We start from the raw sequence: 14698 nt of genomic DNA, 5'->3' as shown, positions 1-14698 counted from the left end.
TCAACGAGCGATAGGAACAAAATCGAACCCTGAACCCGATCGATTACCAGGAGAAACTTTCACTAACTGAATGCCCGCATTGCGATCACCTGATGGCAAAAACCGCACCGCGCCCGATGCCCCCACCGCCGAAAAATCAGCAGCCACCAACGCCGCCTGAATGCCCGATCGCGTCTGACTTTTTTCTAGCGCGCCTGCAAAGGCTTGAACGGCATCATAAGAGATCGCCGATCGCCAACTCACATCTCCTCCCCAAAGCTGCCGAGATTTGGCAGGAAACGCCGACCCCGGATTGCCGTCAATATGCCAGGGCACCGCAACGACCATCCCAGTTGCTTGCTGTCCTCCCGCCTGGAGTATCTTGGGCGAATACACATCATCACCTCCCAAAAGATTAACCCGTTGCTGGGCAGCGTCAACCACCTGAAGTGCTTTATTCAATGTCCCGGTGTTGGCAGCTAACATCAGCACTTTGACACCCTGTTTGAGAGACTGGTCGATCGCCCTAGACGCGCCAAAATCCCCAGAGGACAGATCATATTCGCCAGACACGGTGCCCCCACCCAGAGAGACCGCGGTGACAAACTCTGACTTGAGAGACATGCTGTAGTCGCTCTGAGAATTGAAAAAGACGGCAAAGTTCTTTTGCTGCAACGTTTTGAGGGCGTAGTCTGCCAAGGCTCTCGCAGCTACATAATCGCTGGGCACTGTGCGAAACACATACTTGCCAAAGCCAGACAGCTTGACGGTACTGCTAATGGGCGAGATGCTGACGAGTTCTCCTGCGTTGTAGACGCTGCCTGCTGCCAAGGTGACATCGCTGGCATAGTGCCCCACCACACCGAGAATTTGAGGGTCTTGCACAAAGGTACTGGCGATTTGTCGAGCGATGCTGGCACTGTTGTCATCGTTGGCGATCGCAACTTTCAACGGCACCCCCTTCACGCCGCCTGCTTGATTGATTTCGGTTTGCGCCTGGGCTACTCCTCTGAGAATTTCGGCTGCGCCATTGGAATCAGTCCCGATCGGGACGGCGACCGCGATCGTATAAGCTTTGTTGTTGGCGATGCGGGCATTATTGAGATAAATTAGCGTCTCTGGGGCATTGCGAGATTTTTGCAGCGCCGATTCAAATAAGGTCACTGCTTGGCTGTACTGTTGAGCTTTCATCGCCCCGGTGCCCGCTTCTTTTGCTTGAGAAAACGCGGGGTTGTCCGATCGCTCTTCTAAAAGAATCTTCTCACCCTGACTAATCCGGTCTGAAAGGGCGATCGTGGGTGCCCCGTTGCTGAGTCCAATGGTTTCCCCGGTGCCCGTGTCCGTTTTTGGGCTAAACCGTTGAGAAAACCACCAAAATCCGCCACCCAGCAGACCTGCCGTAATCAACAGTGAAAGAATCAGAACGGGCATTTCGTTTTTTTGGGACATCACATTCAACCAGTAGAGAGCAATCAAACTTAAAATTTAATCGGTGCAAACTCGTACCCTTCTGACTGAGCGCCTGGCTGCACCCGCACCATAATTGGGGCACCACTGCGATCACCCGACGGCAAAAACTGAATTTTTCCGGTCGCTCCCATTGTCGAAAAATCTGGACTTGATAGCGCCTTTTGCAATCCGTCTCGACTGCTGTTTGATTTTAAACCTGCGACGATCGTCAACACCGTGTCATAAGACATTGCTGTTCGCCAGTTGACTCGCCCGCCCCAATACTGATTGGCACTGACCGTAAAAGGATTGTTGGCAATTGCATCGGGATGCCACGAAACGGGCAACACCAACCCATTTACGTCTGCCTGTCCCAGTTTGAGCGTGTTGATCGTATACATCGTCTGATTGCCCACTAATAGCAACCGACCTTGATTGGTTCGGGCCACATTGATAGCAGCATCGAGTCTGTCCACTTGGGGAGCCAACAACAGTGCTTCTGCCCCACTGCTGACTGCTTTGGAGACGATCGCGTCTGCTCTAAAGTCAGGGGCCGCCAGATCACAGCCAATATTGACAAACCTTCCCCCGTCTGCCGTCATCGCTGAAATCATGTTGTTTGCAAAGGATTGACTATCGGGTGATTTGGAGTCGAGACAGATGGCGATCGCGGTTTTGCGAGCCGTCTTCAGCACATATCTGGACAACACATCCGCCGTCAGCCGACTACTGGGCACCACGCGAAACACATAGCTGCCGATTCCTGAAATGGCATCCGCCGAGCTAGTCGAGGTAATCATCGTCAGCTTTCCCTGTTCATAAATTGGGGCAGCCGCGATCGACGCATCGCTAGAGTTATGTCCCACGACCGCTAACACGCTGGCATCCTGGACGAATTCTGTGGCGACCTGTTTGGCGATTTCAGGATTGTTGTCGTCGTTGGCGATCGCCACTTCTAAAGGGATCTCAGCCCGTCGGTTTAATTCATCCTGGGCTTGAGCGACTCCTCTGAGAATTTCTTGAGAGACGTTAAGGTTGCTGCCGATCGGGACGCTGACAGCGATCTTGCGCGGAGATTTTCGATCGAGCCGCAGTTGAGCATTATTCAAATAAATCAGCGCTTCTGGATCATTGCGATTGTCTTTGAGAGACGCTTTGAGCTTAGTCACGGCTGTCTCATAATCTTTTTTGGCAAACGCCTCAATTCCAGTTTGTTTTGCCTGACTTGCGTTGGCAATAATCAACAGTTTGTCACCCAGACTGATGCGATCTTTTGATTGGAGGTTGCTTCCGACTGAGGGCGACTGACCTGGCGGAGAAAACAGTCCTCTAAACAACCAGAATCCTACTCCCAACAAGGTTGCTGTGATCAGAAGTGCCAAAACCAGCAGCGTCGTTTCGTTTCGTTTAGCCATGTCGCACACCTCGCCAGTCGTCTTTTTACATCTCTCCTCTGAGGAGAGCTTTTATGCAAATCGACTTATAGACTATGGCTTCAGTAGCAGATCCGTAAATTCCTCAAGACTCTTTACTGAATCGTCAACGTCTAAAGAATATTGCTCAAAAGTTTATAAATCAGGCGAAAAACGGCTGTGACAGCGATCGCCACCAATCCCCCAAAGGCGGCCAAGATCAACACGCCCTCAAATCCATTCAACGACAACAATTTAAGCGCCGTAGACAACCCTGGGAAAATCAAAAGTACCGCCAGCGTAATCGCAATCAAAATCAGCAGATCGACTTTTTCAATAATTCGTCGCGACTGAGCTAGAACGAGAATGCCCGATAGCACCAGCCACAAACCTGCATTAATCACAGGAGACAGGGGAAGGCTAAAGAGAGCGATCGCCAACAATCCTCCCTCAAATCCAGTGAATGCGGCGTTGCCCAAAAGCTCCAAAGTCGAGAAACCGGGAACCGATCGAGGGGGCGCGATCGGAAGTGGCGGAACGGCGGGCTGAATCGGCAGCGGAGCAGATTGCTGAGTCATCACAGGTTGAACGGGCTGCGACTGAACGGGCTGCGGAGCCACCGGGGGAACAACAGGGTGCGATCGTGTTGTCAAAGCCTCCAGCACTTCGGCGGCCGATTGATAACGCTGACTGGGCTGCGGCAATAACAGCTTATTTAACACGCTGGCCAGACGGGGACTGGGTTGGGCGTAAACTTGCCACTTCCAAACATTTTTATAGGCATCAAATAATTCTTTGGTTTGCTTGCCCGTGAGCAGCATGATGCAGGTGACTGCCAGGGCATACAGATCGGTCGAGGGATAAACTTCGTCTCCAGCAATTTGTTCGGGTGGGGCAAATCCTAGCGAGTAGATGCCCGTCGAAGCTTTGCTGCCTCCAGCGGCCTTGGTGGCAAACTTGACAGCGCCAAAATCAAGGAGATAAAACCGTCCGTTGCGGTGGCGCATGACGTTGGAGGGTTTGATGTCGCGATGAATGGAGCCGTTTTCATGGACAAATTGCAGCACCTTGAGCGTTTCTCTCAGCACCTCTAACACGTCTGCTTCTGAGAATTTGCCCTTTTCAGCTAACGCTTCTTCTAAATTCTTGCCGTCGATAAACTCTTGAACGAGATAGAAAAACTTGTCTTCTGAGCCTTTGTAGGGATTGGGAACCGCCAACTCAAAATAAGCAAACAGATCGGGAATCTGAGGATGCTGTGATCCAAGCTGTTCTAGCACTTCGGCTTCGCGCTCAAACAAATCTTGCGCCGTTTGTAGTTGAGTGGGTGAGAGTTGTCCCGATGGCTGAAACTGCTTGACCACACATTGTCGCAGGCCCGGAGTGTAGCGATCGCGCGCCAAAAACGCCGCCCCAAACCCACCTTGACCCAAAAGCTTAGTCGGCAGATAGCGACCCAAAAGAATTAAGGGCATCCCGCAGTGGGTACAAAACTTTTGCTGTACGGTCTTTAGCGTGGTGGAGTCGTCAAGATCGCTAAAGAAATTAATCGGTCTTGAGCAGCCGGGGCGTGTGCAATGAAGCTGCATAACTGCGGTGTGGAAGCATCCAATTCTAACTTAGCTTACCAGGGATGAAACTGGCACTATTTTTTAGTATTAATCGAGATCGGGCGTTAAGCGATTTTGATTGGAGGCCTGAAGCATTGCCCGCAGGTTTTGCGGTTCTGGATAAGGACTTTGTTTGCGCTCAAAGGCGACAGGCTGGTTGGTAAATTTGGGTAAAATTTCTCGACAAAACGCTTCGGCAGCCTTGGATCGATAGCGATTGGGGTTGATGATCACCGACAGCATTCGTTTGACGACGACATCATCAATTTTGGCGCGGTGCAGCATTCCCATTTGCAACTCTTTCTCGATCGCTGAGATCGACACAAATGACGCACCCAATCCGGCCTGAACGGCATTTTTGATGGCTTCGATCGAGTTCAGTTCCATTTCAATTTTGAGGCGGCGGGTTTCGATGCCACATCTAGCCAACACCTGATCGATGACTTTGCGAATGGTGGACTGTGAATCCAACGCGATAAACTGCAAGCGATACAGGTCGTCTTTTTGAATGACTTCCGTGCGAGCCAGCGGATGCAACGTCGGCAAAATTAGGGCCAGTTCGTCTTCGGCGTAAGGGATAATCTCTAACGTGTCTTGCAGTTCGGGAGAAATTTCGCCTCCAATGATCGCCAGATCAATCTGCCCGTTGGCTACGCTCCAAGAGGTGCGTCGAGTCGAATGCACATGAAGCTGGACGGCCACATCGGGATACTGCTGGCGAAACATCCCAATCATGCGCGGTAGCAAATAAGTCCCGGTCGTTTGGCTGGCTCCAATAATGAGTGAACCGCCCTGGAGATTTTGCAGATCTTCTAGTGCCCGACAGGTTTCTTGACAAAGGGTGAGAATTTTTTCACCGTAGTTAAGTAAGAGATGTCCAGCTTCGGTTAGTTGCGCTCGTCGCCCTCCGCGATCGAACAAAGGCACATCCAACTGGCGCTCTAGATTTTGTACCTGGAGACTGACGGCGGGTTGAGAGACATATAAGCTGTCAGCCGCGCGTTTAAAGCTCCCCTCGCTGGCGATCGCTTTAAGAATGCGTAACTGATCCAAAGTAAAAGGAAGGTCAGACATACGGCTAAACCTGAAGTGTGTAAGGAGCCTGAAATAAAAGTTGACTCAAATTGAAGTTTAGAAAGCAACCTGTGAAAAACCCCCGATGGCAATGTAAAGACGACCAAAAACATCACCAATCCATAGAATCTCCCTAAAAGAAAGATGTGGCATGTATTGTACAGAAACGTAACTTAAAGAATTTATGAAACAGGAAGTGATCTGGGACTTTCTGAATTTACCAGGAATTGCCGGAATTGCCCTAATGGATGGGCGGCCCTTTGCGAGCAACTTAAAGCAACCCCCTGCGGGTAACTCACAGAGATCACAATCTTTTTTTTATGGAAATGATCAGGCTATTAACTTTCAGCAAAAAGAAGCCCTGTCACAAGGTATCCTACAGGTTGTTGAAACGATCCCCGATGGGTTTGAGTCTTTTGAATTAAAGTTTTTGGAGTATCAAGCTTACATTTATAAGCTGCAATCCGGACGAGTTTTGTTGGTGTTGGCGCGTCGAGATTTAGATTTTTTAGCGTATTCAAGGGCGATCGTTCCTCTGCAAGCCTCAATCGAGTCAGACTTTGAGGGGACAATCAGCGTTTTGCACGCGATCGCAGCAACCCAAAATTCACTCGCTATCGATCGGCGCGTGACCCATTCTCCTCTGGCCGCGGGTGTCGAAACCGCTGTAACAGAGCAAACTATCATTACTTTGCGCGATCTACTAGCGGCATTTAATCACCTCAACACCTTTACAACTCAGTTTTTAGGAACGGCTGTCATTGTCAATTACTTAAAAACGACTCGCCCTGACAGTGAATGGTTGAGCAAATTTCAGATTGATCGAGCCGCTCATATGACCTTTGTGGGCGAAGTAACGGACGCTGTAACTGACCAGCAGCACCAATGGATTCGTGATTGGGTGGCGGCTTTTATTCGTCGCTGTTCTCAAGTTGTGCGAAATTTTGGTGCGATCGTCGAACAAAACGCTTTTGATGCTCAACAAAAACTTCTGCTGTTAAATTAACGTGAATTCGATGAAGTCTTTCGCTGCGGTTAAAAGTCCAGGCAGCCCCCCAAATCCCCCAATTTCGGGGGACTTTGAACTGAAATTCTTGGCTTAAAGTCCCCCAAAATTGGGGGGTTGGGGGGCAGAAAGCTGAATCACGAAGCGGAAAAACTCCTATCGAACTGACGTTAAATTAACGTGAATTCGGTGAAATCTCTCACTACGGTTGTCAATCCGATCTGCTTCCTAAAGGGGCTAAAAGTCCCCCAGAATGGGCAACTTGAAGGGCAGAAGCGCTTTTTAACGAAGCGACAAACTCAATCGAACTGACGAACTCACATTTCCTCACGCTACCTACCCAACCTACGATGGCCAAAATTGTCAGACTCGAACCGATCGCCCAGCAAACTTCTGTCGAAACCAACGGCAACCTGCTTTCAGTGTTGATCAATAAAAATTTAGACGTTTTGAGAGAGTGTGGCGGCCGCGGTATGTGTGCGACTTGTCACGTCTATGTCAGAGAAGGCATGGAGTCTCTTTCGCCCGTCAACCGTCGAGAACAGCGCACCCTAGAAGTCATTACCTCTTGCAAATCCAACTCTCGCCTCGCTTGTCAGGCCTGTGTTCTCAAAGATGGAGTCGTCGTCGAACTGCCCCCCGGCATGTATATTAACTCCATCAAAGACATCGAAGACCTGATTGGCCGCCGCGCCGAACAAGACCTGCTGCACCCCCTGACCGGACAAGTTTTGGTCGAATCTGGAAAACTGATCACACGATCGATGCTCAAAAAAATCCAGGACACCACGAGCTTTAACGTCTCCAATTATTTCTCAAATTCATCTGGCGGTTAAGAGGAGCAATCAAAAACTGAATGGCACCATTCGTCAAATTTAGAAGATCAGTCCGACCGAAACCTCCTTAAACTCCCCTGATAATGGGAAATTTGAACAGAAAGCTCACATCGTCTATAATTCACCTTTGGTTTCAGGCTTCACCGCTCACGTTCTCGTTACCGCTCTTCCAAATCTGGGAATGCTGCGTACAAAACCACCAATTCCGAGAGAAAGTCACATGTTGAGCCAGATGCAGCGCTTGAGTTTGGAGGCAGAAGGCCGGTACGCCACTGACGAAGAATTGAGCTTTTTGACGGATTATGTGCGATCGTTTGAGTTGCGCGTCCAAACCTACCAAAAACTTCAAGGCTGTGAGGCGCTAGTTATGCAGCAGGTGCAAGCCAAAATGCAGGCGATCGACCCCGCTCTTTTTCGCAGTGGCAATGATGACATCACGATTAAATGGAAGCGAGATACTTTGCGCGTGTTGCGATATTCGGCAGTTGCGATGCTGGTAGACGACCCTGAGACCCTGAGAGAACGGTTTTTGTTTTGGTTTCAAACCATTATGCGAGCCTTTGGCGCTCAACGAAGCTGCAATGTCACCTACACTGTGATGCAGGAAGTCGTCAAACAACACCTCAGCCCCGCTCAAGCCAACGTATTCTTGCCAATCTTAGAAGTCAACCGTCGAATGCTGGGCACCGTCTAGCCGTTAGTTCTCAATCACCGAGGGAATACTCAATCCAATTACTCGTTTCACGGTCATGTCAGCCATTTTTGACTGTGATTTGCGCCCCCACTAGACTTTGCAGGAGAAGATGATGGCGACTGCTCTTTTTAATCAAAACCCCGCGAAACTCAAGAACCCCAAACGCCACAACCACTACGGTTTCAAAGACTTTTTTCAATTTGACCCCGATCGCGGCAACATCATCGACTGGAATGATAGCCAAAATGTGTTGACGACTGAGGACTTTATCATCGGTCTAGTTGAGGGATTAGAAGAAGAAGTCGGAGACGCTTCGGCGGCGACAATGTACACGATCGGCTGTGAGTGGGGCCAGAAGGATGCGTTCTTTTTTGAGAAGTGGTTTGAGAAAGAATACGATCGCAACATGCGTCAGACCAATCTGATGTTTTTGCTCGAAACCTGGTGGTGGCCGTTTACCTCTCAAGGCTGGGGTCGCTGGGAAGTCGATATGGGCGATCGCAAGCAAGGCTTTATGTTCATCAACGTTTTTGATTCCGCTGTGGCGAGAACGCTGGGCGATGTGGGCAAGCCTGTCTGCTATCTTTATGCCGGACTGTACGCTGGATTTTTTACCGAATTGGTGAAAAAACAACTCAGTTGCATTGAGATTCAGTGTTACTCGATGGGCGAGACTTACTGTAAATTTCTGCTGGGCGGCCAAGAGCGCATTGATGCAGCCTCATTCTGGCTCAACGAAGGAGCGACCGCACGAGACATCGAAAAGCGGCTGCGGGCAGGAGAATTGCAATGAGTGCTGGATCATTTCCCGCTCAGGGTCAGAATTGGCTGGACTCCTCCGTTCAAGAATTCTTCAAAACCTGCAATTGGGATGACCACTCGATCGCCGTACAAGATATCCAATTCGCGTCACTCCTCGACGAAAATATTTCTTTGGAGCTTACGCTAAGTGTGGGTCAGTTTTTTGCGGCGGTTAACTGGGAGGGGGCAAGTTTCAACAAAGCGCCTCTACCTATTGTCGAAGCGCCGATCGCCTCAGACTCAGACGGCACATTCACGCTGACAGATTTTTCAGATCTCTTTGGCTAGGTTCTAAAACTGTTGTTGAATTTTATTTTTTGCTATGCAATCTCCGATCGAAACTGTGTTTGACGAAGCCGAAAGTCGCTACCTCAAAACAGAGGAACTGCGAAGCCTGGGTAAATACGTCGTTTCTCTCCCCGAACGGATTAGCGCCTATCGTGCCCTGCGTGACCAAGAATTGACGATCATGCAGCAGGTGGCAGACCAACTTCAACTCAAGCTGCCCGACACCAAGCTAGACGTTTTAGAACGCAGTCTCAAAAATGGCATTCTAGTACTGCGCTATTGTGCAATGGGCATGTTGTTGGCCGATGAAAATTTTGTGCGATCGCGTCTCCTCCATTGGTTGAGCGATTCAGTTCAGCTACACAGCACCCAAGCGATCGACACCACCGTTTACTCACTAACCTTCCAAACCCTCAAAACCACCCTCACGCCCAAACAAATGGCTGCCCTAGAACCCTTCTTCACCCTCGTTCAAAGCGCCTTTACCCAATCTGACCCAGACGAAGATCTCCTCACGATCGCGGGTATGTTCTAAAAAGCGTGAATTCGATGAGGTTCTTTTGCTTCGTTGCTTTGTGCCTCTGCCCCCCAAGCTGCCCATTCTGGGGGCTTTATTAACTAGAACCAACCAGAACAGTTACTTTCCTCCCTCCTCCCTCCTCCCTCCTCCCTCCTCCCTCCCTCACCCCCCATGATTTCTGTTGCCGACCTCCTCACCTCCGATCGTCTTCCTGCCAACTATTACGCCAATGAAGTCTACGTCCGAGGCGATCTAGAAATGGGGCTGCTCGAAAGTCGTCGGGGCGATCGTCTGCTGGCCCTGCCCCAAACCCTGCTGCAAGCCATTTATTCTGGGCTGACCAAAGAGACGGGACAGGCTTCTAAGCTGGTGTTGTTTAACTGTGGTCGCTGGTGGGGCAAAAACTTTTACAATCGCTTTCGAGAAGAGTTGTCTGATTACTACGGGACACCGCTCAGTGACATGGTGATGGCTGACTTTTTGCAATCACTCAAGCAATGCTGGATTACCTATGGCTGGGGCAAAATGGACTTAGATCAGACGCACCACCATCGCGGCTTTTTGATCGTTCAAACCTGGAATTCGCCCTTTGCTAATCAAGCCCCTCCGACTGGGTTGCCCGTCTGCTTTCTCGAAGCGGGGATTTTGGCTGCATTTTTTAGTCAGCTTGCCGGGAGAGAATTGTACTGTGTGCAGACAAGCTGTGAGTCAATGGAGGCAGACTGCAATCGCTTTATCATCGGACTCCAAAACCGGGTAGAACCGGCCGAGGCGCTCGTCGAAGGTCATCTAGATCACGACGCTATTCTGCTCAAACTCTGCGGGTAACTCGAAGAGATCAAGTTCTTTCGCTTCGCTGCTGCTTGGCGCTTCTGCCCCCCAACCCATTCTGAGGACTTTGAGATTAGAGTTTTGCATCTCGTACGGTTGCGTCTCGTACTGTCAAATATTCTGATTTTCGCTCCAACTCTCAGATTTAAAACGCCCCCTATCGTGTGTCACAGCCAGAGTTAAATCGATCGAAATATCGCCTCCTGGGATTGGTTGGACAGGGGCAGTTTGGTCGCGTCTATTGTGCTATTCACCGCAAAACTGGGCAGATTGTTGCGCTCAAAGCGTTGGAGCGATCGCGCTTTCCGACTCGACAATTTTTGAGAGAATTACGCTTTCTCACGAGTTTGCAGCATCCGCATATTGTGGCGTTTCAAGCGTTGGAGCATGTAGACGATCGCCGCTATCTGGTCATGGATTATTGCGAAGGCGGGACGCTGCGATCGCTCATGGAATATCGTCTGCATCCCGCCTTGAGTGTCAAACTGGTAGCCGATGTGCTGACCGGACTCGACCACGCCCACAACAATGGGGTTATTCACTGTGACATCAAGCCAGAAAATATTTTGCTCAGTCTGCAACCGATGGGTTGGTCTGCCCGGATTTCTGATTTTGGCATTGCTCGTCTCAGCCAAGAACTCGAACAAAACAGCAACAGTCTGACGGGTTCCCCTGCGTATATGGCTCCAGAGCGATTTTATGGGCAATATTCTCGATCGACTGATTTGTATGCGATCGGGATTCTCCTCTTTGAGTTGTTGGTGGGGCATCGACCGTTTTCTGGCGTTCCTTCAGAGTTGATGTCGGCTCATCTCAATCAATCGGTACAGATTCCAGATTGTGTGCCTGCTCCGTTGCAAAGTCTTTTATTAAAGTCACTGCAAAAGCTTCAGGCACGACGCTTTCATTCGGCGGCTGAGATGTTGTCGGCGCTCAAATCGGTGCTGCAAAGTTGCCCAGAGTTGAAAATTAACCCACGATCGCCCAACTTTTCACTCCTCACTCCTAGGAGCGTTTTGTTGACGCATCCTCTACAAAGTCTGCGGGAGGAGATTGTGCGGTATCCGATCGAGCGTCTAGCTGTGATCGAGTTTTCTCCGATTTCGGGGTACGATCGCTATTTGAGTCGATCGTCGAGAGTGTTGACCGTCACTCAGCTAGAAAGGGGCAGTCAGATCTGGGGTCGAGACTATCCCAAAGGGCTGCTGTCGATCGGTCGTCAACGAGGTCAAGAAGGGCTACTAACCCAATTGATTGAACCGATGATTGAACCGATTCGAGAATTACTGATTCGTCCGCAGGGCTGTTTTGTGGTGACGGCACGATCGATCACCCTGCTCCCATCTCTTAAGCCACTGATTCAAACGGATCAACCGTTGGTGGCAGATATTGAGGCTCAGGGGCGTTGGCTTGCGGTGTCATCAGAGGCTCATCTCAAAATTGGGCGGCTCCCTGACTTTAGAGTGACCCATCCGCCGATCGCTTGCTTTGCGAATCCCTTCAAACTGATTGTTCTGGATTCTCGCCATTTGGTTGCCATCTCTCGCGTCTCGGCGGGGACTCATCTAGAATTTTTTAATCGTCGTAGTCAAGCGATCAGTCAGGTGTCTCTTCCGGTTCACCTCGATCGCGTCATTTTGGGGAGATCATCTTACCAACTGGCAGCCATCGAACCCAACCATCCCAAATCTCTGTTGTTAATTAACCTCAAACCGTTGAGTTTGCTGCGAATCCCTCTCAAAATCAAACCGAAATTTTTGGCAGCGATCGCCGAGGGCTACAGTCTCATCGATGAACAGGGACAGCTTGTATTAATTGACCACAGCGGACACGGACTCAGCCGCATTACAGGATTAACGAACCCTTGCGCGATCGCGTCTTTTGGTGAATCTGGCTTGCTGGTCGCCACCTGGCATCAAGGACAAGGCAAACTGCACACGCTCAACCTCAAAGCCTTTCTAGACTAGGGACTCAACAAAAGAGGGTCTGACCTGTAAGCTAATAGATAGTGAGAAAATTCTGATTCCCCCTCGCCGTTTTCGCGTTATGACGTTTGACTGGCTCACTCCCAGCCATTGGATAATTTTGGGACTGTTAACTGGGTTTGCGATCGCTCACAGCGGTTTGGCGGCTCTGCGCCCCTGGGCCGAAAAGCGAATTGGAGCAAGGTTTTATCGAGTGCTATTTGCGATCGTGAGTCTGTCGATCGCCGTTCCTCTAATCATTTACTTTTACAATCACCGCTACGATGGGTTACAGCTTTGGCAAGTTCAAGGCGTTCCGGGTGTGCAGAGTTTTGTTTGGGTTCTCTCTGCGATTTCGTTCTTTTTTCTCTATCCGGCTACATTCAATCTGCTTGAAATTGCGGCCATTCAAAAGCCTGAAGTGCATCTGTTTGAGTCGGGCATCATTCGGGTCACGCGCCATCCGCAAATGGTGGGTCAGGTGATCTGGTGTATTGCTCACACCCTATGGTTGGGGACGACTTTTACAATCGTGACCTCGATCGGGCTGATCTTGCATCATTTATTTGGCGTGTGGCATGGCGATCGTCGTCTCAGCGCCCGGTATGGAGAGGCGTTTGAGAAAGTCAGGGAGCGGACATCTATTATGCCGTTTGCGGCTATCGTGCAAAAGCGTCAAACCTTTGAGTGGAAAGAGTTTCTGCGTCCTTCCTACGTGGGGGTCTCCATTTTTATCGGATTACTTTGGTGGGCCCATCCGATATTAGTTGATGCAACAAGCCGCGTACCCTGGTAGGATGATCCCAAAGCAATAGTAAACAGCAATAATAAAAAGAAACTATGCGGTCTTCGATCAGCGAACAGGTGTTTGTGAAGGAAGTGCTGGAATCTTCAATGCCCGTTATTGTCCATTTTTGGGCACCGTGGTGTGGCATTTGTCGATTGATTGAACCCTCGTTGGATAAGCTGCGATCGGATTGGAATGAGCAGATCAAGATCGTTGGCATCAATGCAGACGAAAATCTCAAATTGTCCAGCGGCTATCGGATTAAAACATTGCCAACGGTCTTACTGTTTCGAGAAGGTGAGTTGTTGCAACGGTTTGACAGCTTCCACAATCGCGAGGAGCTTAAGACTGTGTTGCTAAAAGTAATGTCTATGGCGGCACGAGCCGAGATGCCACGGGCGATGTAGTGCAATTAGCTTAAATCTAGCTGGCGGTTCAAACTGCGTCGATAAGAACGAAGTCTACATTCGCAAACCAGGAAATCCTTTCAATTCGTGAAGAAAACTTTGTTGGTAGCCCTGTTGAAGGCACCTGCGAAGCTAACTTCATTCACTAGGTATTGAACCCATGACTCTAAGGATCGTGAATTAAACAACCTGTAATTCTCGCGGTTTCGCTTCGTTTGATTCGGCTTCTGCCCCCTAAATCCCCCAAATTTGGGGGACTTTGAACCGCGAAACTGCCTTAAATTCTAGAATGTCTGCTTTCTCAAAGTCCCCCAGACTGGGGGATTTAGGGGGCGAAGCGATCAGGCAATCATCGATCTTATTCAATTCACGATCCTAAGCTAGACGGGTGGGAATGAATGCGATCGCAAAACCTGCCCCATTCCCGCTTATTTCACTGACTACTCAGAACTATCGACTATGGGCAGCCGCAGAGTTTTGAGGAGGTTGGCTGGCGATTTCAAGCAGCCCTGGAGAATCAATAAAGCCGTAGTAGAAGGAAATCGCCGCGACGATCGCATGAAGCCAGACATCGTTGCCAAAGATGGGAATCAAGCCAAATCCGGTACTAAATTCGGGCACCAGTCCAAAGGCGGCCAGCAGCCCAAAAAAGAAGGCCAATCCGCGCCCATAGATGCGAGATCCACCCAGACCGATCGCTGAGACGAGTCCCAAAATTCCCACAATAATGTAGAGGCCATTCTCAATTGGGTTAATAGGAAACAGCCCAAACAAATAGCCCAACTGTACCTCAACGCCGCCATGCGCCTCGATCACATTGATGGGGTGCTGCAAAGCCGGGATGAACCCTAAAATTCCAAATACGATAAAAAAGATGCCAGTGAATAAGGCAAAATACTGACCTGGTTTCATGTTCTTCATACGATCGCTCCGATGTAGAAATAGAGCTTTTTGCAGGCTCTACCGATTTCTATTTCAGATTAAGCAATCACTGTTTTAGCCTCCTCTCCTTAATGGAGGATTTGAGAACTAATCCCCAT

Annotated in this window: 15 protein-coding genes; 10 read left to right on the top strand and 5 right to left on the bottom strand. The window is 49.8% G+C overall.

Annotation, left to right across the window (positions count from 1 at the left end):
- The 4 genes from ACKFKF_RS16095 to ACKFKF_RS16080 all read right to left on the bottom strand — a co-directional run bounded on the left by ACKFKF_RS16095 (position 1) and on the right by ACKFKF_RS16080 (position 5524).
- The gene (locus ACKFKF_RS16095) at positions 1 to 1428 is read right to left on the bottom strand and encodes an ABC transporter substrate-binding protein (protein ID WP_446868600.1); all 1428 of its coding nucleotides are present in this window, start codon (positions 1426 to 1428) and stop codon (positions 1 to 3) included.
- A 29-nt stretch (positions 1429 to 1457) separates the two neighbouring features.
- On the bottom strand, positions 1458 to 2843 hold the full coding sequence (locus ACKFKF_RS16090) for an ABC transporter substrate-binding protein (protein WP_446868599.1): 1386 nt from the start codon (positions 2841 to 2843) through the stop codon (positions 1458 to 1460).
- A 131-nt stretch (positions 2844 to 2974) separates the two neighbouring features.
- On the bottom strand, positions 2975 to 4429 hold the full coding sequence (locus ACKFKF_RS16085) for a protein kinase domain-containing protein (RefSeq protein ID WP_446868598.1): 1455 nt from the start codon (positions 4427 to 4429) through the stop codon (positions 2975 to 2977).
- A gap of 69 nt (positions 4430 to 4498) precedes the next feature.
- Positions 4499 to 5524: a LysR substrate-binding domain-containing protein gene (locus tag ACKFKF_RS16080; protein ID WP_446861748.1), complete on the bottom strand. Its 1026-nt coding sequence runs from the start codon at positions 5522 to 5524 to the stop codon at positions 4499 to 4501.
- Positions 5525 to 5708: 184 nt separating this feature from the next.
- Between ACKFKF_RS16080 and ACKFKF_RS16075 the strand changes: the two genes are divergently transcribed.
- The 10 genes from ACKFKF_RS16075 to ACKFKF_RS16030 all read left to right on the top strand — a co-directional run bounded on the left by ACKFKF_RS16075 (position 5709) and on the right by ACKFKF_RS16030 (position 13658).
- Complete coding sequence (locus ACKFKF_RS16075) at positions 5709 to 6530, top strand: hypothetical protein (RefSeq protein WP_446861747.1); 822 nt, start codon at positions 5709 to 5711, stop codon at positions 6528 to 6530.
- A 350-nt stretch (positions 6531 to 6880) separates the two neighbouring features.
- Positions 6881 to 7366, top strand: a complete 486-nt coding sequence (locus ACKFKF_RS16070) for a 2Fe-2S iron-sulfur cluster-binding protein (RefSeq protein WP_446868597.1) — start codon at positions 6881 to 6883, stop codon at positions 7364 to 7366.
- Between the two features lie 181 nt (positions 7367 to 7547).
- On the top strand, positions 7548 to 8060 hold the full coding sequence (locus ACKFKF_RS16065) for a phycobilisome protein (protein WP_446868596.1): 513 nt from the start codon (positions 7548 to 7550) through the stop codon (positions 8058 to 8060).
- 112 nt (positions 8061 to 8172) lie between these two features.
- Positions 8173 to 8853, top strand: coding sequence for a V4R domain-containing protein (locus tag ACKFKF_RS16060; RefSeq protein WP_446861744.1), 681 nt, complete (start codon positions 8173 to 8175; stop codon positions 8851 to 8853).
- Entirely contained in the window at positions 8850 to 9149 is a 300-nt protein-coding gene (locus ACKFKF_RS16055) for a hypothetical protein (protein ID WP_446868595.1), read from the top strand. The genes ACKFKF_RS16060 and ACKFKF_RS16055 overlap by 4 nt, the downstream gene beginning before the upstream one ends.
- 34 nt (positions 9150 to 9183) lie before the next feature.
- Entirely contained in the window at positions 9184 to 9684 is a 501-nt protein-coding gene (locus ACKFKF_RS16050) for a hypothetical protein (protein ID WP_446861742.1), read from the top strand.
- Positions 9685 to 9840: 156 nt separating this feature from the next.
- Positions 9841 to 10497 carry a V4R domain-containing protein gene (locus ACKFKF_RS16045; protein WP_446868594.1) on the top strand — a complete coding sequence of 219 codons (657 nt, stop codon included), beginning with the start codon at positions 9841 to 9843 and terminating at the stop codon, positions 10495 to 10497.
- Positions 10498 to 10664: 167 nt separating this feature from the next.
- Complete coding sequence (locus ACKFKF_RS16040) at positions 10665 to 12467, top strand: serine/threonine-protein kinase (protein ID WP_446868593.1); 1803 nt, start codon at positions 10665 to 10667, stop codon at positions 12465 to 12467.
- A gap of 79 nt (positions 12468 to 12546) precedes the next feature.
- Positions 12547 to 13260, top strand: a complete 714-nt coding sequence (locus ACKFKF_RS16035; RefSeq protein WP_446868592.1) for an NnrU family protein — start codon at positions 12547 to 12549, stop codon at positions 13258 to 13260.
- A gap of 44 nt (positions 13261 to 13304) precedes the next feature.
- Positions 13305 to 13658 carry a thioredoxin family protein gene (locus tag ACKFKF_RS16030; protein ID WP_446861738.1) on the top strand — a complete coding sequence of 118 codons (354 nt, stop codon included), beginning with the start codon at positions 13305 to 13307 and terminating at the stop codon, positions 13656 to 13658.
- A 450-nt stretch (positions 13659 to 14108) separates the two neighbouring features.
- Here the strand turns inward: ACKFKF_RS16030 and ACKFKF_RS16025 are convergent, their stop codons facing one another.
- Positions 14109 to 14579, bottom strand: a complete 471-nt coding sequence (locus tag ACKFKF_RS16025; protein WP_446868591.1) for a DUF4383 domain-containing protein — start codon at positions 14577 to 14579, stop codon at positions 14109 to 14111.
- Between the last annotated feature and the right edge of the window lie 119 nt (positions 14580 to 14698).

The sequence above is a fragment of the Phormidesmis sp. 146-12 genome (assembly GCF_052939495.1).
Note: the sequence above shows the minus strand (reverse complement) of the source record. Positions and strands in the feature narration are given on the sequence as shown.

Excerpts from the sequence above, each read along its gene's own strand:
- ACKFKF_RS16025 (WP_446868591.1), bottom strand. The coding sequence starts at position 14,579 with ATGAAGAACATGAAACCAGGTCAGTATTTTGCCTTATTCACTGGCATC.
- ACKFKF_RS16080 (WP_446861748.1), bottom strand. The coding sequence starts at position 5,524 with ATGTCTGACCTTCCTTTTACTTTGGATCAGTTACGCATTCTTAAAGCG.
- ACKFKF_RS16065 (WP_446868596.1), top strand. The coding sequence starts at position 7,548 with ATGCTGCGTACAAAACCACCAATTCCGAGAGAAAGTCACATGTTGAGC.
- ACKFKF_RS16095 (WP_446868600.1), bottom strand. The coding sequence starts at position 1,428 with ATGTCCCAAAAAAACGAAATGCCCGTTCTGATTCTTTCACTGTTGATT.
- ACKFKF_RS16030 (WP_446861738.1), top strand. The coding sequence starts at position 13,305 with ATGCGGTCTTCGATCAGCGAACAGGTGTTTGTGAAGGAAGTGCTGGAA.
- ACKFKF_RS16070 (WP_446868597.1), top strand. The coding sequence starts at position 6,881 with ATGGCCAAAATTGTCAGACTCGAACCGATCGCCCAGCAAACTTCTGTC.
- ACKFKF_RS16055 (WP_446868595.1), top strand. The coding sequence starts at position 8,850 with ATGAGTGCTGGATCATTTCCCGCTCAGGGTCAGAATTGGCTGGACTCC.
- ACKFKF_RS16060 (WP_446861744.1), top strand. The coding sequence starts at position 8,173 with ATGGCGACTGCTCTTTTTAATCAAAACCCCGCGAAACTCAAGAACCCC.
- ACKFKF_RS16050 (WP_446861742.1), top strand. The coding sequence starts at position 9,184 with ATGCAATCTCCGATCGAAACTGTGTTTGACGAAGCCGAAAGTCGCTAC.
- ACKFKF_RS16090 (WP_446868599.1), bottom strand. The coding sequence starts at position 2,843 with ATGGCTAAACGAAACGAAACGACGCTGCTGGTTTTGGCACTTCTGATC.
- ACKFKF_RS16045 (WP_446868594.1), top strand. The coding sequence starts at position 9,841 with ATGATTTCTGTTGCCGACCTCCTCACCTCCGATCGTCTTCCTGCCAAC.
- ACKFKF_RS16075 (WP_446861747.1), top strand. The coding sequence starts at position 5,709 with ATGAAACAGGAAGTGATCTGGGACTTTCTGAATTTACCAGGAATTGCC.
- ACKFKF_RS16085 (WP_446868598.1), bottom strand. The coding sequence starts at position 4,429 with ATGCAGCTTCATTGCACACGCCCCGGCTGCTCAAGACCGATTAATTTC.
- ACKFKF_RS16035 (WP_446868592.1), top strand. The coding sequence starts at position 12,547 with ATGACGTTTGACTGGCTCACTCCCAGCCATTGGATAATTTTGGGACTG.